Origin of the sequence: Thalassoglobus sp. JC818 (genome assembly GCF_040717535.1) — a bacterium.
Classification (GTDB): Bacteria; Planctomycetota; Planctomycetia; order Planctomycetales; family Planctomycetaceae; genus Thalassoglobus.
On the sequence record NZ_JBFEFI010000006.1, the window covers coordinates 387,941 to 410,485 of the forward strand.

The 22,545-nt window shown below is 52.1% G+C and carries 16 protein-coding genes; 7 read left to right on the forward strand and 9 right to left on the reverse strand.

Annotated elements, in window-relative coordinates; all coding sequences use genetic code 11:
- Nucleotides 1-10 precede the first annotated feature (10 nt).
- The 5 genes from AB1L42_RS17545 to AB1L42_RS17565 form a co-directional block, all read right to left on the reverse strand.
- Nucleotides 11-418, reverse strand: a complete 408-nt coding sequence (locus AB1L42_RS17545) for a hypothetical protein (RefSeq protein ID WP_367058850.1) — start codon at nt 416-418, stop codon at nt 11-13.
- A gap of 337 nt (nt 419-755) precedes the next feature.
- On the reverse strand, nt 756-2,105 hold the full coding sequence (gene der / locus AB1L42_RS17550; protein WP_367058853.1) for a ribosome biogenesis GTPase Der: 1,350 nt from the start codon (nt 2,103-2,105) through the stop codon (nt 756-758).
- A 114-nt stretch (nt 2,106-2,219) separates the two neighbouring features.
- Nucleotides 2,220-3,434, reverse strand: coding sequence for an aminotransferase class V-fold PLP-dependent enzyme (locus tag AB1L42_RS17555; protein WP_367058856.1), 1,215 nt, complete (start codon nt 3,432-3,434; stop codon nt 2,220-2,222).
- Nucleotides 3,435-3,502: 68 nt separating this feature from the next.
- Nucleotides 3,503-5,467 carry a sialate O-acetylesterase gene (locus tag AB1L42_RS17560; protein ID WP_367058859.1) on the reverse strand — a complete coding sequence of 655 codons (1,965 nt, stop codon included), beginning with the start codon at nt 5,465-5,467 and terminating at the stop codon, nt 3,503-3,505.
- Nucleotides 5,468-5,550: 83 nt separating this feature from the next.
- Nucleotides 5,551-6,471 carry an NAD(P)-dependent oxidoreductase gene (locus tag AB1L42_RS17565; protein ID WP_367058862.1) on the reverse strand — a complete coding sequence of 307 codons (921 nt, stop codon included), beginning with the start codon at nt 6,469-6,471 and terminating at the stop codon, nt 5,551-5,553.
- A gap of 57 nt (nt 6,472-6,528) precedes the next feature.
- On the opposite strand from AB1L42_RS17565, the gene AB1L42_RS17570 reads away from it, so the two are divergent.
- Both AB1L42_RS17570 and AB1L42_RS17575 read left to right on the forward strand, forming a co-directional pair.
- Nucleotides 6,529-6,759, forward strand: a complete 231-nt coding sequence (locus AB1L42_RS17570; protein WP_367058865.1) for a hypothetical protein — start codon at nt 6,529-6,531, stop codon at nt 6,757-6,759.
- 57 nt (nt 6,760-6,816) lie between these two features.
- A complete protein-coding gene (locus tag AB1L42_RS17575; RefSeq protein ID WP_367058868.1) occupies nt 6,817-8,613 on the forward strand; it encodes a hypothetical protein in 1,797 nt (598 codons plus the stop codon).
- A 6-nt stretch (nt 8,614-8,619) separates the two neighbouring features.
- Here AB1L42_RS17575 and AB1L42_RS17580 read toward each other — a convergent pair whose 3' ends face one another.
- Together AB1L42_RS17580 and AB1L42_RS17585 are read right to left on the reverse strand one after the other, a co-directional pair.
- Nucleotides 8,620-12,270: a glutamine synthetase adenylyltransferase gene (locus AB1L42_RS17580; RefSeq protein WP_367058871.1), complete on the reverse strand. Its 3,651-nt coding sequence runs from the start codon at nt 12,268-12,270 to the stop codon at nt 8,620-8,622.
- 16 nt (nt 12,271-12,286) lie between these two features.
- Nucleotides 12,287-13,429: an aldose 1-epimerase family protein gene (locus AB1L42_RS17585; protein WP_367058874.1), complete on the reverse strand. Its 1,143-nt coding sequence runs from the start codon at nt 13,427-13,429 to the stop codon at nt 12,287-12,289.
- Nucleotides 13,430-13,801: 372 nt separating this feature from the next.
- Between AB1L42_RS17585 and AB1L42_RS17590 the strand changes: the two genes are divergently transcribed.
- The 4 genes from AB1L42_RS17590 (at nt 13,802) to AB1L42_RS17605 (ending at nt 17,949) form a co-directional block, all read left to right on the forward strand.
- Nucleotides 13,802-14,647, forward strand: a complete 846-nt coding sequence (locus AB1L42_RS17590) for a glycosyltransferase family 2 protein (RefSeq protein WP_367058877.1) — start codon at nt 13,802-13,804, stop codon at nt 14,645-14,647.
- 143 nt (nt 14,648-14,790) lie between these two features.
- Entirely contained in the window at nt 14,791-15,417 is a 627-nt protein-coding gene (locus AB1L42_RS17595; protein ID WP_367058880.1) for a hypothetical protein, read from the forward strand.
- A 140-nt stretch (nt 15,418-15,557) separates the two neighbouring features.
- Nucleotides 15,558-17,180, forward strand: coding sequence for a thioredoxin family protein (locus AB1L42_RS17600; RefSeq protein WP_367058883.1), 1,623 nt, complete (start codon nt 15,558-15,560; stop codon nt 17,178-17,180).
- A 94-nt stretch (nt 17,181-17,274) separates the two neighbouring features.
- Nucleotides 17,275-17,949, forward strand: coding sequence for a hypothetical protein (locus AB1L42_RS17605; protein ID WP_367058886.1), 675 nt, complete (start codon nt 17,275-17,277; stop codon nt 17,947-17,949).
- Nucleotides 17,950-18,263: 314 nt separating this feature from the next.
- Here the strand turns inward: AB1L42_RS17605 and AB1L42_RS17610 are convergent, their stop codons facing one another.
- On the reverse strand, nt 18,264-18,914 hold the full coding sequence (locus AB1L42_RS17610) for a response regulator (protein WP_367058889.1): 651 nt from the start codon (nt 18,912-18,914) through the stop codon (nt 18,264-18,266).
- On the reverse strand, nt 18,886-20,772 hold the full coding sequence (locus AB1L42_RS17615) for an ATP-binding protein (protein WP_367058892.1): 1,887 nt from the start codon (nt 20,770-20,772) through the stop codon (nt 18,886-18,888). The genes AB1L42_RS17610 and AB1L42_RS17615 overlap by 29 nt, the downstream gene beginning before the upstream one ends.
- Before the next feature lie 380 nt (nt 20,773-21,152).
- On the opposite strand from AB1L42_RS17615, the gene AB1L42_RS17620 reads away from it, so the two are divergent.
- The gene (locus tag AB1L42_RS17620; protein ID WP_367058895.1) at nt 21,153-22,535 is read left to right on the forward strand and encodes an MFS transporter; all 1,383 of its coding nucleotides are present in this window, start codon (nt 21,153-21,155) and stop codon (nt 22,533-22,535) included.
- Nucleotides 22,536-22,545 lie beyond the last annotated feature (10 nt).

Sequence of the window (22,545 nt, forward strand, 5' to 3'; positions counted from 1 at the left end):
GGAATTCCAATCACCAGCTGGCAGTTTCTTGTCGATGGACGACCACGGAGACTTTTTCGTCGCTTTGATCGATTTGGGTGGAGCCAGTGTTGCGCTCGATAATTTCGTCACGGGACAGACCTCCAAAACACTTGCTGTTGGTTCGTTTGGCAACCTGTCGTGACGGAGTTGCCAACGATTCATCCCGAAGTGGGACGACAAGAGTTTTGGCGAAAATCGGCTGAATACTGTGCAGCAGAATTTTCGGAGAAGAAAATCGAAACGCTGAAGATTGGACCCGCATCCCTGAGAACTCGAACTGCCCGCGCAAGACCGCTCCCGAAGCACCAACGCATCCCGGCCCTGAGACAAGATGCCGATGGACGTACTTCGATCGCTGTCGATCAGACCCACCTGATCGGACGGTAATAGAGTTCATTGCACCCTTCCGAAGATCCTTGATTTCAGCATGAAATCAAAATGGCTTCGCAGGCATGCTCTTCGATGCCACGCACGACCCCAATTCTCGTGAAAGGTCTGACCAAGAGCAAGTCATTCGAAAGAGTGATCAACAATCTCGTCGCAGCCGCAAAGTCAATTGCGTCATTCGACGGAGCACCAAATATGCGATTCAGATTGTGACACAAGACTGATGATCAGCCGATCGAAGAAAAACGCTCTTGGTTCAGCTGAATATGTAAGCTTCTCTGGTGAGACGATCTGGACTTTGCTTCTCACTTCAAGTGAGGTTCGGAGAGTTTCAAAGCACCAACGAATTACTCTTCGTCTTTGCCGGTTTTACCGCGGAAATAAAGCCGAATCGGGACTTCCTTAAACGGCAATGACTCCCGCATGTACCCCATCAGGAACCGCTTCCAGCTCTTGTCAAAGAGTTTGGGATCGTTCACTTTCAGAACGATCGTTGGAGGCTCGGTCGCAACCTGTGTGGCAAAGAAAATCTTACCTCGGCGATTCGCCTGATACTTGGGCGGGTTGCTCTTGTAAGCTTCATCGACGACTCGATTCAACTGCCCGGTGGAGACGCGCATTCGCGACTGCTTGTAGATTGTCTGGGCGAGGTTGACGAGTTGTTTGATGTTCTTCCCGTCGCGGGCGGTGATAAACGCGACCGGAACATGCCTCAAGCTGGAAAATGTTGCGAAGAGGTACTCAGCCCACTTCTCGCTGGTCATGTCTTCATCCAGCCCGAGATCCCATTTGTTCACGACGAAGATGCATGGTTTTGTGCGCTCAAGAATCTCGTCGACGAGTTGTTTGTCGACACGGGAAATCCGCTGACTGGCGTCGAAAAACATCATCACGACATTGGCTCGTCGAATACTCTTTTGAGCACGAACGAGACCATAGAACTCAATATCGTTGGCCAGACTTTTCTTCTTGCGAACCCCCGGAGTATCGATGGCAACGAATGCCTTTTCGTCGAGTTCGAAGCGAATGTCCACGCTGTCGCGTGTCGTCCCGGCGATTTCACTGACGATCATCCGGTCGGTTTCCGCAAGCGCATTGATGAACGTGCTCTTGCCGACATTCCGTCTTCCGACGATCGCAAGTTTCAGCTCGGGAACTTCCGAGGAGCGCGTTCCCTGCTCGACTTCGTTGTCGTCCGCTTCCGGCAGGAGTTCGACAACTTTGTCCATCAACTCCTTACGATGCCGGCTTCCTTTCACACTTGTCTGAATCATCGGCCCATCGGCGATTCCTTCAAACTCGAACATCTCTAAGTCGGTCTTGATGGAATCGCACTTATTCACCACCACCAGCTTGGGAACATCGATCTTGCGCAGACGCTCCGAAACGAGTTTGTCGAGTGCTGTCAAACCGGTCTGGCCATCGACAACGAACAGAATCAAATCTGCTTCCTGAAGCGCAAAATCGATCTGTTTTTCGATGTCATCGCTGAGGTCGTCGGAATCGACGATCCCAATTCCACCGGTGTCGACAAGCTCGAAATACCGATCCTTGTGATGCATCAGGTATTCGACACGATCGCGCGTCACTCCAGCGGTCGCGTCGACCACGGAAACAAGCTTACCGGCCTGCCAGTTCATAATCGAACTTTTACCGACGTTCGGACGTCCAACGATCGCGACTTTAGGAATAGACATTTCAGCAAACATTGATAGGTACGTGAGAAAACGAATCCACAATCGTATGTCCAACACTTGAGGTTGGAAAGAGCGACGCAGGTTTCCTCTCAGCGAAATTGCGGGAAAGGTCCCTCAATCGCCACGTGATTGCAGCATCTTCGATTCGAGAAGCAATTCGATCAGCCGGTCGATCTGCTCCGGAGAGTTATACAAATGGCAGGAGACCCGCAGATGACACTCTCCTTTCCAATCCACGAAGAGCGTTTCGACACCCTGACTCGCGAGCCACAGCTGCAGCGGATGCGGTTCGCCGGGCTTCAGATTGTCAGGAATCGGAACATCGAGCGGGACAGCTACCATGGATCCGTAGTATTGATTGGTATCTGTCGACAGCGGGCTGCGATCGGTCAGTTCGAGGAGACGGGAACGGGCATACTGAGCGAGGGAATGCGTCAGTTCACGAAATCTCGGAAGTCCAATTTCTTCAAGAAAAGAGATGGCTGTCCCTACCGTCAAGTACGTCGTCGGATCGACGGTCCCTGGCCAGTGAAACTCGTCTCGCCAATTGAAATCTCTTCCATCAAGGCTCCGCCCCCAACTCGTCACACTCGGCATCAGCCCCTGCTTGTACCTTCGACGAACGTACAGGAACCCCGATCCGAATGCGGCACTCATCCACTTGTGACAGCTGGCACAGTAAAAATCGCAGTCGAGTTCTCTCAAATTCACTTTCACCATCGCTGGCGCGTGTGGACCATCAACGACAACAATGAGGCCACGCTCCTTGGCTGCTCGGCAGATCTCTTCAATCGGAAGGATCAATCCAGTCGCGGAGGTAACGTGGCTGACAACGAGCACTTTCGTTTTGGGAGTCACCGCTGCGGTGATCGCTTCGACGATTTCGTCATCGTTTTCGAACGAATCGGGAAGTCGAACGCGAGTCGTCTTCGCTCCGCTACGAGCACATCGCTGGCCCCAGATTCGGACCACTGCCCCGTATTCATGATCCGTCAGCAGAACTTCGTCATCGGGAGATAACTCGAGATTCTGGGCGACGACATTCATCGCCGACGTCGCATTTGGAACGAACGCGATGCTGTCGACTTCGCATCGCAGAAATCCTGCGAGTGCTGTTGCTGACTCCTGAAAGTAGTCCGGAAGTTTTCGGACCAGAAACGACATCGGCTGTGACTCGAGTTCGTCAATCAGCGACCGTCGCCGCTCTTGGACGCAAATCGGCGAAGGACCAAATGAACCGTGATTCAGGTAGACGCAATTCGGATCGAGAGACCAGTGATGACGGAAATCGGGCCATTCTTCACGCCGTGGAAGCGATACAGTGGTCATCGATGAATTCACTTTCACGACGGAAGTGGTGAGGGACTGTAAGTGAAGCGGAACGTGTTCGTGAGTTATCAATCAGCATCCCAAAGGAGTTTTGCAATCCAGATCCGGTTGTTGCTGCCATACTTTTCGACTCCAACCGGCTGCATCCATTCCGCAACAATCACCCACGTTTCATCATCGCTCACCTCTGTGACCCCAAAATTGCCGAGCCGCGCCCCATATTCCGGGATAAGAATCCGCTCCGTGTCTCGAACGACTCGGAGCGTCTCCGGGTCGACACGAGCGATGACCAGCGGAGCCCGATGCCGAAATACATGGTCGTTGTTCAAGCCACGTCGAGTGTAAACCAAGAAAAGCCCCTGCATACGGGAAACCCAGTGAGCCTGAGTGTTGTAGCTGCCGAGTTCTTCTCCATCGTCGAAACGCCATGGCACCGGCTCTGAGTAATTCAGCCCGTCACTGCTAACAGCGACATAGGCCCCGTCGTCGTTTCGCATCGTCAGATAGAACTCGCCATCGAAAGAAGTGATCGAAGGCTCATACAACCCCCGCTTGATCGGGATCGTCATCTCGCTGCCATGTTCGAGGTAAGTCAGGTCGGTTCCATCAAAACGACAACGACAGACCGTTGAGCTCAATTGTGTTTGCGATGGCTCCTTGAAGTAGATCGGAACGAGAATGTCTCCGTTCGGCAAATCGAGTCGTTGTGCTGACCCCGATCCTGCATTCTGAAATCGGGCTTCATCGGGTAGTTTCAGAGTCTGATACGCGGACCAATCTCCAGTTTCCGGATCAAAGACCGAGTAAGCTGTGAAGCGGGTACGAACTTTCTTAACGCGGTTATCTTCATAGACCACCGTTTGCCCAATTCCGAGCAAGGTGTTCGTCGCTGCATGCCACGCTGGAGTGAAATCACAAACGGTTTGCTCAATCCCTTCACTCAATTGTTCACGTTCGAAATCTGAATCTGGAACGAGCGGTGTCCATGTGACTCCGCCGTCCGTCGAGCGCATTGTGTGGATTGCGTGGAAGACATCAGACCCGGTCAACTCCAGAGGCTGCGTCGTCAGAACAACTTCAGTCGTTGACGGAGAACCACCTTCGTCTGCGGCAGGAATCGTCCCAGCCCGGGCATGAACCCAACAGGTCTGCTTGTCGAACCCCTCATGCGCAATGATCCGCTCAATCTGAAACGGCATTTGCGAAACGTTCGGCCGATCGGGATCAGTCAATTTCCGATACGCATCCGCATATCGACGACCAAACTCTCGATACGAATCGGTGTCGAAGTGCGTTTCATCGCCCTTGTGCTCTAACCCATTCGACGAAACGAACGCAATCTTCTCATGCAGTTCAACTTGGGAACGATGTGCGGCGTCGACCTGTTGTCGATACTCGTTCCACGGTCGCTCTTCAAACTGGCCCAGTTGACCGATCAGAAACGGAACGTCTTCAGCATCCAATTCACTTCGAACGCGTTTAATCAGATCTTGAAGATCCGACTGGTAAGCATCGCTGCGAGCTTCGTTGGAATCGGATTCCCCCTGATGCCACAGGATGCCCTTCAACGTTCCGGACTGGAGCGCAGCTTTCGCGCGGGCGATTGCATCATCCCAGGGATGAGTGTTTGTTGACTCGTGGAGTTCACCAGGCTGCCAAGTCGTAATCGAAGAACCGCCGACAGCACACGGGATCAGTCCGACAGTGATTTCCGGATTGTCTTTGGCGATTTCGATCCCGAATGTTTTCCCAAGCCCCACTCCGGCAATCTTGGGTTTGTCGAAGTGAAGGGGATCGATGGCTGGAACCCACTTCTTGTCTTGGTTGAACATGAAGACTCGAGGATGCGGGACTTGATCGGATGGCATCACTCTGCCGCGGCCAGCCATGTTCGACTGCCCAATCAGCAGAAACAAATGCACATCGTCCTTGTTCGAAACCTCTCCGATTTGCCCCCAGGCGAGCGTTGGCCCGAATAGAAAAACGAGTCCAAACCAATTCATCACTCGCGCAAAAGCAAGTCTTCCAGCCATTGTCTCTGCCTGTTTCAGAACGCCAGGGCGTCGCTCCCGGCGAAGTCACATCGATTTCGCCGGGAAGAACCGATTGCCAACTCTTACTTGCGATTGATCCAGTCAACGCCTGACATATCCGCCAGAGCAAGCATCAGGGCGTGAGTTCCATTCTTGCCCCAGCCATTCGCTTTGACCGATTGATAGAGTTGTTCCGCCAACGCCAAACCTGGCATCGACAGCCCCATGCGACGGCTTTCGGCCAGGGCGATCCCCATGTCTTTGATGAAGTGCTCAACGAAGAATCCGGGATCGAAGTTGTTGGCCATAATGCGTGGGCCAAGATTCGAAAGAGACCAGCTTCCCGCAGCCCCGGTCGAGACTGATTTCATCACGGTTTCCAGATCGAGGCCGGCTTTGTATCCATAGAGTAGCGCCTCGCAAACTCCAATCATCATCGAAGAGATGAGTGTCTGGTTGACCATCTTCGTATGCTGACCAGCTCCCGCTGGTCCTTGATGGACGATCGTTTTCCCCATCGCTTCCCAAGCGGGCTGAAGTGCGTTCACCACGTCTTCTTCTCCGCCGATCATGATCGAGAGTCGCGCTTCCTTCGCTCCGACATCTCCTCCAGAAACTGGAGCATCGACGGAGTGAACACCTTTTTCTTTGGCCTGTTCTGCGATTTCAACAGCGAGCGACGGCTCGCTGGTTGTCATATCGACGAGAATATTGCCTGACTTGGAACCCGCGAGTGCTCCGTCTTCGCCGAGAAAGACTTCGCGGACATCTGACGGGAAGCCCACGATGGCAAAAATGACGTCGGAATTCTCAGCCACAGCTTTCGGAGAATCAGCCCAGGTCGCTCCTTGATCCAACAGGTCTTTCGCCTTCTCTCGCGAGCGAGTGTAGACCGTTGCTGAGAACCCTTTGGCCATCAAATGGCCGCACATGCTTGAGCCCATGACTCCAGTGCCAATCCAGCCAATCCGTGTTTCGCCCGGTACAATAGAAGCAACTGCCATCTCGAATTCTCTCCTGAATCTTCAAATCTTTTCGTGCCAATACGGAAGTGCGACACCATGCCAATGGACGAAAGTATATCGATCGTCTCTGTCGATGACACCTTCGAGCATCATTCAAGCGAGCATGCCATACAAGTCGACGGGCAAGTCAACTGGGCTGCATGCTTCACTCCGGAGTTCTTGCCGTGTTCTGACGCTGACCGCGCGAGACAGATCGGAATGGCTTTGGCGAGTGTGCCTGTTGTTTTTTTTCAACACGTCGAAACATCGTTGAGAATCATGAGCTAACTTTGACACGACCAGTCATGACTCTCTCAAAAACGAACCAACTCATCCCTTCAATCGATGCAGCCGTCTTCATCAGCACCCGAAGTACGAACAAGTGACGCTCCGCATGCACTTGTGAGCTGGCTGTTTGGGCTTGCGATTCTCGGTTCGTGCAGCCTGATCATGGCGATGGACTTCGCTGACCCGGATTTGTGGGGACACGTCCAATACGGCCGGGAGATTCTCGCGACTGGAACAATTCCGCGAACCGCGACTTGGACTTTCACTTCAGTCGGAACAAGGTGGATCAACCACGAAAACCTCGCTGAACTCGCAATGGCTGGTGCTTACGACAGCATCGGAATCCTGGGACTGACATTCGGCAAACTGCTCATCGGCTGGGCTCTAATCGGCACACTTTGGTGGAACGCGCGATCACAGGGAGTTCATCCATTCGTCACAGCATTGATCTGCCTTACCGTCGCGTGCATGCTGAAATTTCATTGGCATTATCGACCGCAGATTTTCGGCTACCTCATGTACGCCGTCATGGCTGTCTGCCTGAATCAATCAATGCGTCCAAAGGAGGGACAACCGATCCAATTCGGGTGGCTGCTGGCATTAATTCCACTCGCTGCAATTTGGGCGAATACACATGGCAGCTTTGTCGCTGGCATTTGCGTTTCCGCAGCATTTCTCGGAATCGAAGCGATCGTCGTACTCGCTTCCAATTGGCGTTCAGCGGCGAACTTTCGAGATCTTCCCTGGAAAACAGTCGGAGGTCTGCTTGGAGTCGCGTCTTCAGTGTGGATGGCAACACTCTTCAACCCGTACGGAATGAATCTGCACCTCTGGTTGTTGAACGCCCTCGAAGTCCCCCGCCCCGAGATCGAAGACTGGGAAGCGACACCTCTTTTCAGTGCCGCTCCTGAAGTCGTCGGCTTTTGGGTGGTGATCGTTTCGATGCTGTTTGTCGTTTCGAAAACGTCATTGAAGGACTGGGCGAAGCGGATCGTTCTCGCACTGGTCATCTGGCAATCGGCAACACACATTCGCCACTTACCGCTTCTGGCGATCACTTGGGCAAGCTGGTTTTCAACGGATCTGAATACCATTGGGGAAAGCTTTCGTAATGATATTCGACAGCGACTGGCAGCAGCTAAAAACCAACCGAGTGGACCGAAAGAGAGCTGGAATCCAAAATTCCCCAACGCTCTCACAAGTGTCGTTTTAACAACGTGGCTGATCGCGGTGAGTTGCTTGCTCTGGCCGAAAATTCGGACTCTGAATGTGCCCCATTCACGATACCCAGTGCAGGCGTTTCAATTTCTCTCTGAACATCGCCTCGAAGGTCGGACAGTTGTGACCTTCAACTGGGCTCAATACGCCATTGGCTTCTTTGCACATGAAAAGTTGAATTCGACTGTTGGAATTGATGGCCGATTCCGCACGTGTTATCCACAAGAAGTGATCGACGTTTACTTCGACTTCTTTTTTGGTGAGAACTATCCAGGGAAACGTCATCGCAGTAAGAATTCAGAACCGATTTCTCCGGATCGCGCGCTCTCATTTCACGATCCTGAATTGTTCGTCATCAGTCGGCTCCAGCACCCAACAATTTCGACGATGAAAAAACACTCAGAAGACTGGGTACGGATTTATCAGGACGAACTCGCTGAAATCTGGGGACGACGTGATTTCCTCCAGGCTCAGTATCCGGACGAATTGCTCGCTAACGCAAAAAACGCGAATAGTGTTGAATCGACAGACAGAGTCACTCCCTGGCCGGCGTTTTCTGATAGTTCACGAAATCCCACTGAGTTCAGCAGTGATCAGACCGCCGCGAAACTGCTCTCTACAACCCGCGACAGGTAACTTCCGTCACCGGGCGATGAAGTCTTCAAATGAGATCACCATGTCAACAACTTGACAGGTATGCCGTTCAATCTCTTCGTGAAGCTGCAGATTCTCCATATTTAAACGACGGGCCAGGAATTCGAACTGATCGGTTCCGAATGCCGGAATCGCGAGATCGCTGGCGTCGCCACGCACGATTCTCATGGCATCAATGAGTCGTCTGAGAAATCGGTACGCATCCCGCAGGCTGACCCGTTCTTCGAACGTCAGAATGCCAACTTGTTCGAGGCCCTTCATCGCTTCACGCGTGTTGGGAAGTCGAATCGCTGGATGTCGATGACCGAATGTCATCTGCATTCCCTGGACGAAGTATTCACAATCGACAAGACCGCCGGGACTCAGCTTTGCATGAAACGTTCCCGGCTGGACGAGTTGTCGAATCTGCTTCTCGCGCATGGCCCGCATCGAGGCGATGTCAAAAGGTTCGCCGTCATAAATGAGCTCGTCACGAAGATGAACAACCTCTTCTCCAAAAGCATCGTTACCGGCAATCGGTCGCAGCTTGACCAACGCCTGACGTTCGTAGGGCCACGCGGGGCCATGCTGGCCGAAATACTTTTCAAATGCTTCACGAGAGACAGCGAGGCTGCCAGCGTTTCCGTAAGGGCGTAATCGCAGATCGATCTCAAAAATCCGCTTCTGGCGTGAGTAGATCGACTTCTGAAACTTTTGGATCAGGCGTTGATAATAGTCGATCGCCGAAATCTGATCGGGACCGTTCGTGAGTCCTTCCGAATCGTAGATGAACATTAATTCAATATCAGAAGCATACCCTAACTCCTGACCGCCACACTTGCCCAAAGCACAGACGGTGAGACGAGTCGGAACTCCTGCTTCGTCGACAGGATATCCGTAGCTTTGCTGCAAGTCCTCTTCACACATGGCCAGTGCCGACGCGACAACAGTCTCCGCGACAGCTGTCAGCTCGAGCGAAAACATTCCGAAACGATCTTGCAGCCCAAGAATGTGCCGCATATCAACGCGCATCATCGCCCGGTCTTTGAACTCATTCAGAATGTCAATTCGCCGCGAATCGTCACCGGCCAATAGAAAATAATTTAACTCGTTGACGAGATCTTTCTTCTGATAAGAAACTTGCAATCCGGAAATGTCAGTCACAACCGGGAATAAATTTTCATGTTGAATCCGGAGAAAGTCCTCCCAAAGAAAATCACTGACTCCAAGAAGTTGCGTAATCGCCGACAGGACTTCCGGATTCTCGAGTGTCTTTAGTTGATTCAACCAATCTTGCTGCTGAAAGAGATTGTCGAGCAACTGCCGAAAGTGAGTCAGCGCAGCTGCCGGGTGTGGAGCTTGTGGCAACAGATGCGTGAAATGTTTGATGAGAACAACCGCCGCTCGAAGCTGCATGCGACGTTCTTCGTCGAGCAGGTTTCCACCAGCCCCGTCTCTGACATAAAACGTATCAAAGACTCGATGACCTCGTGTGCGAACTTCCATCCTTTCGATGTGAAGTCCACTCGCGTGAATTGCACTCGTTAATTCGTAGAGGAAGCCAGGAACATCCTCTGCGCGAATCTGGAGGATCGTCGACTTAGACTTCTCATCCTGATCGAAGATCACTTCAACCGGGAGGATCGGATCCATCGCTCTTTGTCGCTGGCGAATGGTTTTCGCGAGCCTGCGAATGAGGAGACTCTGAACAGACCGACCGTCATCGTTGCGGCCTTCTTCAATTAACTCCTTCAGCTGCGAGGGAAAGTTTTTTAAACGCTGCGCGTCATCGGTTCTTTGCAGCTGCGTGCTGGCAATTCGGAACGATGCAACAAACAAACCTGACTGCACATCCGACTTCAGCTTTAAGTCTTTTAACTCGGACTTCGAAAGTGCTTCGTTGAGCGGGACAACATCGGCCGAAGTGATATCGAATTCTTCGGAGAAGAGCATTCCACAGATTGTCGGCAGATTGACCTGCAAGTCGCTCGCCAATAGATAGATGTCGTAGCCCGTTGAGTCTTGCTGTTGAATTTCAATCGCGACTGTTCCGCTGTCCTGAAACTCGTGTATCAAGCTGCGAATTGTCGACAACGGAGGAACATTATCGAAACGATCGCTGCCTGAACTGACAGCTTCGGATTTTGTATGTACATCTTCAGTGATCCCGGCAACATCTCCTTCAGTCTGGCCGTTGGAAAGATGTTTGCGGAAGATGCGTGAGACTGCTTGTGTGTGTTGCCGAAACTGTTCCAGGAATAGCTCTTCGTTCGGAAAATCGAGCCGTCTGGCGAGGTAGGAAAGCTCACGTCCGGATTCAGGTAAAAATCGTTCCGCCTGATTGTGCATGAGCTGCAGCGAATGCTCGATGGTGCGCAACATCATGTAAGCAGTGCTCAAAGTGCGATACTCTTGAGCGTGAATGAGATCCGCTTCAGACAACCGAATTAGACCTTCAATCGTTCCTCCAGTGCGGATGAACGGCTTTGATTTGCCATGAATGAGCTGCAGCGACTGAACGAGAAATTCGATATCGCGTATTCCGCCCGGGCCACTTTTTACTTCACCAAACTTTCGGCCGTGCTGGCTGATCTTGCTTTCGATTTTCGATTTCGCCGAGGTAATGGAATGGCGGACAGCTTCTGCGTCGACATCGAAAGACGTGAATTGCAGCCGCTCAAGAAGTTCATCGCCAAGCGCATAGCGACCAGCAATTGTCCGAGCTTTAAGGAGAGCCTGGCGCTCCCAAAGCTGGCTGTGCCGCTCAAAATAATCGACGTATGAGTCAATCGTCGTGACCAGCGGCCCGGAGCTTCCCCATGGTCGAAGCCTCATATCGACACGGTAGAGAAACCCTAAATCGGTGAACTCTGAAAGAACATTGATGAGCTTTTGTCCGAGTGTCCAATACTTCTCCGCCTGACGATCACAAACGAAGACTAGATCGATGTCCGAACTGTAATTCAGTTCGGCACCTCCAAGCTTCCCGAATGCGATCACCGCGATATGTTCAACATCGTATCCTTCGAGTTGTGAGAGCCCTTCCAGAGAAACCTGGACGATCGCATCGGCGAGAAGAGAAAGCTGCCGCGTGACGGTTCTGAGATCCATCAGCCCGAACGTGTCGCAAGCAGCGATTCGGAGAAGTTCCCATTGCTGAAAGCTTCTAAGCCATAACTTAAGTTCATTTACATCGCGAGCACTTAAACAAGCCGTTCGGCCCTGCTCGATGAACTCTTCACGACTCTTAAATTCGGCCATCCGCTTGTGCTCAGTCAATCGTTGAAGAGCATCGGGTTGCCGGACCAGAATCTCCGTCAGAAATTGACTGCCGACAAAGAGTCTGAGCAAAATCTCGACTGCCCGCGGCTCTCGAGACAGCGTATTCAGAAGAGCCTCACGATCATCGACCGACTTCAGAAATCTTTGGAAGTTCAAGACCGACCGATCGGGATCGGGGGTCTCAGAAAGTGAGAAAAGAAGCCCGGGCAGAATCTCAGCGAGCAAATTCCGTTGAACGTCGGATTCGGGAACGGATCGCAAGCGGTCGATTGCGACATCGATCCGTTCGAACCCAACCGGCTCAATTTGCTCAATGAGCTGTTCGGAGAGTTCAATGTCCGAATCAAGAATCAACTGGGAAGTATTCGCATCAATCATGTGGAAACGTGACCGTTTATTCAGTTGAGCAATATGGCTTTTGCGGCGAGGAGATGACTTCGCAGCTCTCTTCGCCCTGAATTGCTTCAATTTCACTACGTGCCTCGGCCACATGCTTCTGATCAACCAGCGCTTTCAGAATCAAGTCGACCGTGTAACTTTCACCGGCGTTAAGTTGGACAACGCGACCTTGCTCTCTTTCGAATGATTTGAAGTTTGGATAATTCGTGGCGGGTTCAATTCCGGTGACATAGCCATCGCTCATCGCTTGCGTGCACTTCCATTGAGAGAAACATGGAAGTTGCTCCTTCTTAAACCGCAAGCTTAACCCGCAATCGCCAGAAGCATTCTGAATCATCGCGAGCGACTCTCCGGAAGAATTCGTTAATGTCTCGTGGAAGTAAACCTGCTCGCTGTAGCCAGAAGTCGGAGCCAGGTATTCACGATATCCGGTGGTATCTTCGGCTGCTCTTGCATCGCGAGGGATGACTTTTCGAGCGGGACACGCGAACCGTGCTCCTTCTTCAAGGATCGGGGAGCCCAGATTGACGTGATACAACAATTGCAATTCTGTCGGCGCGGAGCCCAGGTTGGTCACGACATCGCGGACTCGAATCTCCGTCGACCCCAGCGGAGAAGTGATTGACGACTCCAGTCTAAGTTGCGGACCGAACAGTGTGGATTCATCAACGATCCCGCGGACTCCAATCTCATTCTCGTTCGAAATCAGTTCGACAGAGTGGGCTGGGAGGTTGGCAATCTTTCCGTGGAGAGTCAGATCGGACTCGATCGGACTTGGATTCCCCTCATCGATTCCGGGTGGTCCATTGAACGACAGCCCACATCGGCACAGCAACTCGTTAAAACCATCGAGCCATCCCAATCCATGGCGGCTCTTCAGGTTAACAAAAGCTGGATTGACTGGTGCTTTGACAGGCGAGTCCCAGCCGAATCGGGTTTCACCGAAGTGTGCGGTCCAAATCCCCATTCCCCGTGTCGGGAGGACATTGAAGCTGAAGACTCCATTGCGAACTTCGATTACTTCGACACCCGCAGAGAGCCCATCAGTCATCCGAGTCTGCAGAACTTCCCACGGTAAGTCAGCTCCGGGGGCACTTCCACCGAGGCAGACAGAGTCAGATCTCAAATCAGCGGACATCGACAAATTCCTTAAACTCTCTGGACCAACATTTCTCAGGCAAGGAGATTTCAATCTATCGACACCGGGGAGTGATGTCCCGCCTGAGCGATGGAGAAAACGGCTCGCAGTTTGGATTCACTGAAGTTAACGAATATGCGGGCTGCACGCCTCCGAGATCTCTTCCGGAAACGACAAAAACCGAACTGGACTTCTGCAATCTTGACAAAGCCCTGCGGAGGGTCACTCAAGCATTCACTCCAGAGCGAAACAGGCTACAATTCGTCACGAGCATACTCTCAATTATCTCGGTGGGTCAGGTTCAACAAGCGTTCCGTTCTTTCGAAAATCACCCATCGCACTCGTCACATCCTGAGAATCCAAGTATCTGGCATGCCGAATACCGATCAAGATGCCCCGACTTCGTCCGAAGCTCCCCCTTATTCTCAGGAATGGTACCAGGGGCGCAAGTCTGTCCTCGGTGAAGCAGCCTGTCGACAACTCGGGTTGTATGCGATTCCTGATGACTTTCGATTGTCTGTCGTCATCCCGGTCTACAACGAACGCGAAACGCTTCCCGTTCTTCTCGAAAGAGTCCGGGCTGTCCCGATTCCGAAAGAGATCGTTCTGGTCGATGACTACAGCCAGGACGGAACGCGAGACCTGCTCGAGTCGTACCGGGATCGAGACCTGAGCGATGAGATGAACCAGATTCAGGTTCATTTCCATGAGAAGAATCGTGGAAAAGGAGCTGCTGTCACGACGGGATTCTCGAAAGCCACGGGCGATGTGATCATCATTCAGGACGCCGATCTGGAATACGACCCCGCCGAAATTCCGCGACTGCTGCAACCGATCGTCGATGGTCGAGCGGATGTTGTTTTCGGAAGCCGGTTTCTGGGAGATCAGCCACACCGAGTGCTTTACTACTGGCACTATCTGGGGAATAAGTTTCTCACAACACTCTCCAACGCATTCACCAATTTGAACCTGACAGATATGGAGACTTGCTACAAGCTGTTCTCCAAAGATGTCATGGAGAAATTGTGGCCGACGTTGCAGCAACAACGCTTTGGAATAGAGCCGGAGATCACCGCCAAAGTCGCCCGCATGAATTGTCGGATCTACGAAATGTCCGTCAGCTATAGCGGTCGAACTTACGAACAGGGCAAGAAAATCGGTGTTCGTGACGGATTCAAAGCTTTGTATTGCATCGTTCGATACGGGCTGTTTCAGTAGGTTCGCTGCAGTTTAGGAGTTGATTGCGCAACCGAGAGCACCTGCGGTATTTTAGTGCTTTTGGCGTCAGTGAATGCATCGTCATTGCGCGACCTGGTCAGTAGAGGTGGAGAGACTTCGCCTTCAACCGATCAGAGACTGACATGGATGACTTTGACTGGCTACCCGGAGACATCGCTGCCTGCTACGGAGGCGATTGGACGAGCAAGATCATCACTTACGGGACCGCTTCTCTCGTCGCGCCGCAACGACTTCGGCTCGGTCCTTCTCACGTCGCTGTGATGTGCCACCATCACGGCACCAACATCTGGGTTGAAAGTACGACGATGTGCCCGACTCCCTGTTTGATTCAGGGACGACAACTCAATGGCACTCAAGCTCATCGCCCGGCTGATCGCATCCGAAATTACATCGAAGAAGGTGGGCACGTCGATGTGTACCGTCTGACCGCGATGAATCGATTGACTCCCGATGAGAGTCGATTGATGTCGGAGATCCTGGTCGAACAGTTTCTCAAAAAGTCGATCGAGTACGATCTCTCCGGAGCACTTCTTTCCGGAACCCGATTTCTTCAGCTGACGGGCATCTTTCCGAAAACAGGACTCAACGAGTTGTTCTGCTCGGAACTCGTTTCTGCCGTGACGATGCGGTTGAATCGAATGAATCACGCGATTCCCGCGCGATACAACCCTGGACGACTGCTTCGCACTCTCGTCCGACTCGGGAAATACGAATGGCACACGCGATTTGATCACGAATCTCACCGTTAATGGCTCGCGGACTGCGATTTCCTGAAAGCGTCTTCTCTCTTTCGTCTTTCCTGCATTCGGTTCTGTCTATCCGGGTTGAGTTTGCTGGTGTGAGTCGCAGCAAACTGAGGACGAAGATGCTTTCTGGCTGGAGTAAGAACATGAAGCAATCCACCATCGAGATCATCATCGGCGTGCTGTTGTTGTTCGTGACATCGTCGTCCTGCGATGCTCAGCACTTTGAATGCACAGACCGTGCGGCGATTGAGATCGCGGAGCAGTCTCGATTCCGTTCATCCACATTCTGGACTGGGAAAGAGCTTCAGAAGTCGTGGTCTCCGCCGTGTCGACTGGACCTGAACCTGGCGAATCATTCCGGCGGTGGAACGACTCGCTTTCAGTTCACGGAAGAGGGAATCCGTCACCCGCAGATGGTCGTGAGCGGCACTCGACAAGCGATACTCACCGATGTGATTCCGCACGAAGTCGACCACCTAGTGCGCGCTTCACTTATCGGTCATCCCATCGAGCGATGGCTGGATGAGGGGTGTGCGACACTGTTTGAATCAGAAGCTTCCAAACAGCGACTCAGAGAGACGGCCTGTCTCGCTGATCCGAGACTGATCACAGCGGAATGGCTGAGTGCGCTCGAGTATCCGCATCAGAGTCATGATGTTTCGATGGTGTATGCCGTCGGTTTCTCGCTTGTCGAGTTCCTACTTTCCCGGGACTCACCACAGGTGCTGCTGGAGTTTCAGAAGGACGTCTCTTCCATCGAACAGCGACTCAAAGCTCACTATCGACTTTCTGTTGTGCAACTGCGTGACGCATTCGCTGACTGGAGAATGTCTCGCAAGAGGCACACGATGTTAAGATGTGAATGTCATAACATTTCAAAACCACTGCTGGTCATCTGGACAACGAAGTGGTGTGGCCCCTGCCGACAATTCTTGCACGACTGGCACGCTGATGAGTCGTTCCGCAATGCGCTCTCTGAAAAGTTCCATATTCACTTTCTCGATCACGACCGTTTCTCAGCGTTCGCTCATCAACATCAGATCAAATCGGTTCCGACGTTTCAGACGGTCGAGGCGAAATTCACGGGTTACTTTTCGAAAGACGATCTTCTCCGGCGTTTGAATATTGCTGAGGAACAGCCTTCCGAAAATGTGGAGGAGACTTCTGTCGAAGAGACGGTTGAAGCAGCTCAACCAGAAGAGAAAGCCCCTGTTGTTGAATCGGTAGAAGTTGTACCCACAACCAGTCCAGAATTAGTAACTGGATCTGACCAAAGTCGAATTCAATCATTAACTCCAGGAACTAAATCTCCGGACGAAACAAGTCCGACCAAGCCAGGCAAGTGGCTGTGGCTCGGTTATACCGCTTTGCAATGGTTCGGAGTCGTGGGTGGTTCTGCAGCGAGTGGTGGGCTGGTGGGAATGGCCACGGTCTGGCTGCTGCGAAGGACGTTCAAGACTCTGAGTGCATCGGATGCTTCCACACCACAGCCGACTCCAACAGAGGAGGTTCCGCTCGTGCGGGCACCGTTTCCCAGACAGTTGGATGAAGCATGTGAGCTACTTGCGATCCGACAATCAGAGGGACGTGTGGCTGTACTTGACGCACTTCGCGGAATGTTCCTCGAAGACGAAATTGACCGACGAGTGAAGATTGCGGAACCAGAATCTCAGAAAGTTCTGCAAAGCCTGATGTCTGACATCAATCAACGAGTGCAAGAAGTCGCCCCTCTCTCTGTACCGGCCGAATTAACTCTCGAGAACTGAATCACTAATTCATTGAGATCACGCCTCAACGTCAGTCCATACATCGAATTCAACTAACCACCCCAGTTAATGCAACCTTGGAAAGGAATCGACCATGCCTATTGGAGAACCCGGACGCGAGCAGTTTCGCCGTGCGATCATGACCCTGCGAAATCTGCACATCGCAGCGGCCATGTCACCGCTGTTCACGTTTCGTTCGGAATTGCTGGCCAACGACGAACTGTCTGATCGAGGAGGTTTTGACGACCCAACTCGCGATCACTTGATGTCTCATCTGTGTCATTGTGATCGCTGGCGCCGTCGAGTGACTCACAATCCGGACGATGCTCCGTTGGGCGACAAGATTGAAGCAGCCATCGACACCAACACTCAGATGGAACAGGGAACGGACCCGTTCGGAGGAGATGATGTTCAAAACCAGTCCGGCGGACTCATTGACCTCCCCTTCGCACTCGACGGAAGCGATCCTGACATCCCGCTTCAATCTCAACTGCAACTGAAGAGCACGCATGCCATCGTGCTCTCAGGTGCAATCGATAAAGCCATCGTCGCCTGGACTCGATTGAACAGTCGCGACCGGACGCGTTTCATTACTCGATATGATTCGATGCGAATCTATGGCCACTACCAAGAAATTCTCGGTTATCTGAATGCGTTCGGTGGCGATCAGAATCGCGTCGACGTGGCCCAAATCCTTCCCAGCGACGAACCACTCGGCCCTAACGACAGTCCAAATCGACGCGGTGAGTCAACACAAACTCTTCCGTAAGCAGAGTGTCATTGCCCAAGCATTCGTTAAAGCGCCTTAAGATTCACTTGATTCTTTCAGCCGATAAGCTTCTGTACTTTTCGAGAAGAGAAACTCTCAATCTCATTCATTACATAACATAATCCGATTGAGAGCTACTTCTCGGGGACGCGAAGAATTCACAATACGATATCGGGACCTCAAGCCAGCTTGGGGTCCCTTTCGCATTTGTAGAATCGGTCGAAAGCAAAATCTCATACTGTGAGAGGTGCGAGCAAATCACCGCCTTATACCTGCCGTTCAGGCAGTCAATTCGACGAGCGAATTAAGGAGAATTATTTGAGACGGGGCCACTGCGACTGATTGATCGCCCGCACCTCTGCCAATACTCGATGAGCGACGGTCAACTCGAGAAGCTCTGCGAGGCTGCGAACATTCAGCCGTTTCATTAATCGTTGTCGACGGAGTTCCACTGCCCGTTCTGTCAAATGCAGCTTCGCGGCCATGGACTTGTTGGTTTCGCCTTCAATGATCAGCTCCAGAGTTTCCCAGTCTTTCGGGTTTAACTCTTTGACAGATTCGTTGAGCTGCTGAAACCGCTCTTCACTCCGTTGCCACTGTTCGTCGATTTCCAATGCTCGTTCAATCTGCCGAGTTAATGCTTTTCGGTCGAATGGCTTCTCAAGAAAATCGATCGCACCTGTGCGCATCGCAGAGACTGCTGTGTTGATGTCCGCATGAGCAGTAACAAAAATCACGGGAAGCCGTTTTCCTTGCGTGAGCAGTTGTTCATAAAGCTCAATCCCATTCAATCCATCCATTTGAATGTCGAGAATCAGACATCCAGGCTGCGCAGCATAAAACTCAATGAATTCTTCCGCTGACGAAAACCCCTGTGCCTTCCATCCAAGCGTGGAGAGAAGTGCGACGAGTGAATCTCGAAAGTCTCGATCATCATCAACGACAAAGATGGTTTGAGTGGGCATCTGCACTAACAGTTTGAACGACTTTCAAGGAAAAACCGACTCGGGCACCGTGAGGCACAACGTTTTCAAGCCACAGCTTCCCCTGATGAAAAGTCACCAGAGAATGACTGATGGACAAACCCATTCCCAGCCCCTGCGGCTTCGTCGACTGGAAGGGGACAATCTCCGCAGTTTGACAATTTGAGGGAAACCCAGGGCCGTTATCTTCAACGAAGACATAAACTTCCTGAATGTGGTTCTCCGTCTTAATCGACAACGTCCGCTGCGGCCCGGTGGTCGCCATCGCCTGTATGGAGTTGTGAATGAGATTGACCAGCACCTGTTGGATTTGAATGGAATCCACGAAGACTTTGAAATCTTGAGTCTCCGTGAGATCGGTGACAACTTCGATTTGATTCGATCGAATTTCTGGCGAGCAGAGATCGAGCACTTCATCAATTAACGAGTTAATGCTCTCTTCGCTCTTATTCGCAGGCTTCGGTTTTAAGAAGCTTCTCATTCTGCGAACGATCTCCCCAGCCCTCAGAGCCGAATCGTGAATTCGCCCGGCAGTTTCGTTTAACGTCTGCGGAGACGACACATTCGAATCAAGCTGGACCATCAACAGATCCGCGTAATTTGCAATGGCTCCCAGCGGTTGATTGATTTCGTGGGCGAGGCCGGTTGCAAACTGACCGAGAGTAGTGACGCGAGTCGTGTGAGCGAGTTCCGCTTGGAGCAGACGGTTCCGTTCTTCGGCAGATTGTCGCTCACGAACTTCCGTCGCCAATGCTTTATTTGTTTCAGTGAGCGCCTGTGTTCTTTCTTCGACACGAACTTCGAGTGCATCATGTGCCTGCCGCAATTCTTCTTCGGCTCGCTTCAGTTCAGAGATATCCGTCACAACCAGAAAGGAAGCTTCCTGGCTGACTGAGTCGACATGGGCGCGTCCACATGCAGCCAGCGTGGCACACTGTTGACCTTCGGGGAGTTCCCATTTCAGTTCACGGGCAACATCCGGAGCGGGAAGTACATTGGTCAGCATCTGAAGAAACATTCTGAGATCGGGACCAGAAAGTAACTTCTGAAGAGGTTTTCCGAGGATCGATTCCGGAGACCGTTCGATGATCTGGGCGAATCGGTGATTCACGTATTTCACACAACCTTGCTCATCGAAAACTACGAGGCCATCGTTCATACGTTCGATGAGTGATCGAAACCGCTCTTCGCTTGCTGCAAGCTGGCAGAATTGAGAGCGAATAAAGTTCGAAGCGGGTGTGATGATAATCCGGGCGAGACCGATCATTAGTGCGAGCACAACACCCGTGGCTGTCATTCCGAGCCAGCGCAGCCTCGCGACTTGTCGAGCTGCTTCTTCTTCGAACATGCCGACGATCGAATCCATTCGAGTGAGGAATTCTTTCTCATGAATCAAGATCTGACGTACATCGTCATTGTTGGCGTTCGACGATTGGATGACTTTCGTCACCAATTCTGAAATCGCGCGAACATGTGAATCGAGTTCGCGAAGTGCTGCCTGAATGTGGGGAACGTTGGTTCCTTGAAGTTGAAGCGATTCGTTTCCGAACTGAAGGCCGTCGTGAACTTCTTGCCATCGGCTGAGCGACTCGGTCAGCTCCGCAGTCCGTTCGCCTTGTTGATCGGAATCGTGAGCGATCGCGAGAACAGCTTTGGTCATTCGTTGACTGAGCATGCGCTGACGCCCGGCAAGATTGATGACAGGTCCCAGTCCGTTCAATTGAAGCAAGAGCGGTTGAACCACCGCTTGATCGAGAAGCAACAGCGCAGCAACCAACGACAGCACGCCGAAGTAGCGCACCAGAAGGCCATGGATGAGTTGTTCCGGTTCCCGTTTCATGAGAGCGCAAGTTCGCGGGAGTTCAAAATTCGGACAGAAACCTCTGAATTCGAACATCTCATAGAAAAAACCGTACCGGACCGGGAAAACTCCAGTCAGATCAAAAAGCTCGCAGCAACGATGCATCCTTCGTCGTTGATCCGCCAACACAGTTGAAAATGTTGATGCGTTTGCTCCGGGATTCTCTGCTCCCATGACGTGCATCTTTGCGCGTCGTTTATGCACCTCTCTGGCAGATTAAGCCTCCTTCTGTTCGGTTTTCCGAACAAATTCTTCGCAATCACGAGATGGGTATCAGGAGTGCGGAGAGGTCACTTGCCTCGACTCGAAACCAAGCGCCCGATCGCCCTCGAAAGACTTAAAGTGACGTGAGGAAAACAATGGAAACCACAGGTAAAGCAACACGTATCCGCCTATTCGACTTCAAGTCGCCGCAAATGCGGGCCTTCCACATGTCGTGGTTCGCCTTCTTCCTCTGCTTCTTCGCATGGTTTGGAATCGCACCGTTGATGAAAGTGGTGCGAGATGAACTGGACCTGACGAGGGAACAAATCGGCTGGTGCATTATTGGTTCAGTGGCCGTCACCGTGCTGGCCCGACTTGTGATCGGTTGGCTGTGTGACCGCATCGGACCTCGATTGGCCTATACCTGGATGCTGATCCTCGGTTCGATTCCCGTCATGACGATCGGACTGGCTTCTGACTTTACTTCGTTTCTCCTGTTCCGAGTTGCGATCGGTGTGATTGGAGCATCGTTTGTGATCACGCAGTATCACACCTCCATCATGTTCGCTCCAAACTGCGTGGGAACCGCAAACGCGACGACGGCAGGTTGGGGAAACCTCGGAGGCGGGGTCACTCAACTCGTCATGCCGTTGGTGTTCGCAGGCTTTGTCGGAATCCTCGGATTCAGTGAAGCTGTCAGCTGGCGAGCTTCGATGTTCGTGGCTGGTGTCCTCTGTGCTTTAACTGGTGTCGCCTATTACTTTCTGACGCAAGACACACCCGAAGGAAACTTCGCTGAGCTTCGAGCAGCTGGAAAGTTGCCAGAAAAGAAACAAGCTGCCGGTGCATTCCTGGAAGCCTGCAAAGACTACCGAGTCTGGGCGCTGTTCGTGATCTACGGAGCATGTTTCGGAATTGAACTGACAATCAACAATGTCGCTGCCCTCTACTTCGTCGACTACTTCGATTACTTCCAAACCATGGACCCACTCAAAGCAGTTGGAGTCGCGGGATCGATCGCCGGGCTGTTCGGTTTGATGAACATCTTCGCGAGAACAACCGGGGGAATCTTCGGCGACAAGTTTGGAAACAAATGGGGACTGTCGGGACGAGTTAAGTGGCTCTTCATCACGCTCTTCTGCGAAGGAATCGCGTTGATGATCTTCTCGCAAATGAACGTTCTGACACTCGCGATTCCGACACTGATCATCTTCAGCCTCTTCGTTCAGATGAGCGAAGGTGCCACTTTCTCTGTTGTTCCATTCATCAACAAGAAAGCTCTCGGAGCTGTTGCAGGAATCGTGGGAGCCGGTGGAAACGCTGGAGCTGTCGCTGCCGGATTTCTTTTCAAAGCCGAAGGCATCAGCTGGCCAACCGCTCTCTTCATTCTCGGTGTGATTGTGACGTGTGTCTCCTTCGTCACGTTCACCGTTCGCTTCAGCCATGCCTCTGAAGCCGAAGTGCGTGCGGAAACCGAAAAGGCGAAAGCCGATCGTCGGGTTCCAGGAGAACCAGAACCGGCTGGGGCTCCTGCTTAACCACGGCCTG

Bases quoted from the DNA above. Each gene is read 5' to 3' on its own strand.
- AB1L42_RS17585 (WP_367058874.1), bottom strand. From the start codon at position 13,429: ATGTCCGCTGATTTGAGATCTGACTCTGTCTGCCTCGGTGGAAGTGCC.
- AB1L42_RS17605 (WP_367058886.1), top strand. From the start codon at position 17,275: ATGCCTATTGGAGAACCCGGACGCGAGCAGTTTCGCCGTGCGATCATG.
- AB1L42_RS17595 (WP_367058880.1), top strand. From the start codon at position 14,791: ATGGATGACTTTGACTGGCTACCCGGAGACATCGCTGCCTGCTACGGA.
- AB1L42_RS17545 (WP_367058850.1), bottom strand. From the start codon at position 418: ATGAACTCTATTACCGTCCGATCAGGTGGGTCTGATCGACAGCGATCG.
- AB1L42_RS17600 (WP_367058883.1), top strand. From the start codon at position 15,558: ATGAAGCAATCCACCATCGAGATCATCATCGGCGTGCTGTTGTTGTTC.
- AB1L42_RS17590 (WP_367058877.1), top strand. From the start codon at position 13,802: ATGCCGAATACCGATCAAGATGCCCCGACTTCGTCCGAAGCTCCCCCT.
- AB1L42_RS17575 (WP_367058868.1), top strand. From the start codon at position 6,817: ATGCAGCCGTCTTCATCAGCACCCGAAGTACGAACAAGTGACGCTCCG.
- AB1L42_RS17615 (WP_367058892.1), bottom strand. From the start codon at position 20,772: ATGAAACGGGAACCGGAACAACTCATCCATGGCCTTCTGGTGCGCTAC.
- AB1L42_RS17555 (WP_367058856.1), bottom strand. From the start codon at position 3,434: ATGACCACTGTATCGCTTCCACGGCGTGAAGAATGGCCCGATTTCCGT.
- AB1L42_RS17565 (WP_367058862.1), bottom strand. From the start codon at position 6,471: ATGGCAGTTGCTTCTATTGTACCGGGCGAAACACGGATTGGCTGGATT.
- AB1L42_RS17580 (WP_367058871.1), bottom strand. From the start codon at position 12,270: ATGATTGATGCGAATACTTCCCAGTTGATTCTTGATTCGGACATTGAA.
- AB1L42_RS17610 (WP_367058889.1), bottom strand. From the start codon at position 18,914: ATGCCCACTCAAACCATCTTTGTCGTTGATGATGATCGAGACTTTCGA.
- der (WP_367058853.1), bottom strand. From the start codon at position 2,105: ATGTCTATTCCTAAAGTCGCGATCGTTGGACGTCCGAACGTCGGTAAA.
- AB1L42_RS17620 (WP_367058895.1), top strand. From the start codon at position 21,153: ATGGAAACCACAGGTAAAGCAACACGTATCCGCCTATTCGACTTCAAG.
- AB1L42_RS17570 (WP_367058865.1), top strand. From the start codon at position 6,529: ATGCCAATGGACGAAAGTATATCGATCGTCTCTGTCGATGACACCTTC.
- AB1L42_RS17560 (WP_367058859.1), bottom strand. From the start codon at position 5,467: ATGGCTGGAAGACTTGCTTTTGCGCGAGTGATGAATTGGTTTGGACTC.